Genomic DNA, 587 nt, shown 5'->3' with positions numbered 1-587 from the left:
AGTTTAGCTCAGCTGGGAGAGCATCTGCCTTACAAGCAGAGGGTCAGCGGTTCGATCCCGTTAACTCCCATTTAAATGTATCAGGTCTATCCAGTCCTAGTACGAAATAAGCGGGTGTAGTTTAGTGGTAAAACTACAGCCTTCCAAGCTGTTGTCGCGAGTTCGATTCTCGTCACCCGCTTTTGGATATTATCCAAATACCAAACACATGTTTGGGCGCGTAGCTCAGATGGTTAGAGCGCACGCCTGATAAGCGTGAGGTCGGTGGTTCGATTCCACTCGTGCCCATTATAGTGATATGGTCCGTTGGTCAAGGGGTTAAGACACCGCCTTTTCACGGCGGTAACACGGGTTCGAATCCCGTACGGACTATTTTGTAGCTTTTGTCAACTGTAGTGGGTAGATGAAAAGCTAACACCTAGAGAGGACGAAGTTCGTTCTCTCTTTCTTGGCTCTTTGTCAACTGTAGTGGGTTGATGAAAAGCTAACATCGTGAGAGGACGAACTTGGTTCTCTCTTTCTTTACGTTTAAAGCAATCAAAATGCGTTTTTTAAAGTTTTCAAAGTTCCTGAATCCAAAGGCATTT

At 45.5% G+C, this 587-nt stretch carries 4 tRNA genes; all 4 read left to right on the top strand.

The features are described from left to right. The 4 genes from ACVPON_RS01765 to ACVPON_RS01750 all read left to right on the top strand — a co-directional run bounded on the left by ACVPON_RS01765 (position 1) and on the right by ACVPON_RS01750 (position 372). Positions 1-70: transfer RNA gene (locus tag ACVPON_RS01765), tRNA-Val, on the top strand. Between the two features lie 40 nt (positions 71-110). Continuing rightward, positions 111-181: transfer RNA gene (locus ACVPON_RS01760), tRNA-Gly, on the top strand. Positions 182-214: 33 nt separating this feature from the next. Next, positions 215-288: transfer RNA gene (locus ACVPON_RS01755), tRNA-Ile, on the top strand. Positions 289-300: 12 nt separating this feature from the next. Next, positions 301-372, top strand: a tRNA-Glu gene (locus tag ACVPON_RS01750). The last annotated feature ends 215 nt before the right edge of the window (positions 373-587 follow it).

It is taken from the genome of Streptococcus sp. 1F3 (assembly GCF_054968985.1).
The sequence above is the reverse complement of the archived record's forward strand: the minus strand, read 5'-3'. Positions and strand labels throughout refer to the sequence as shown.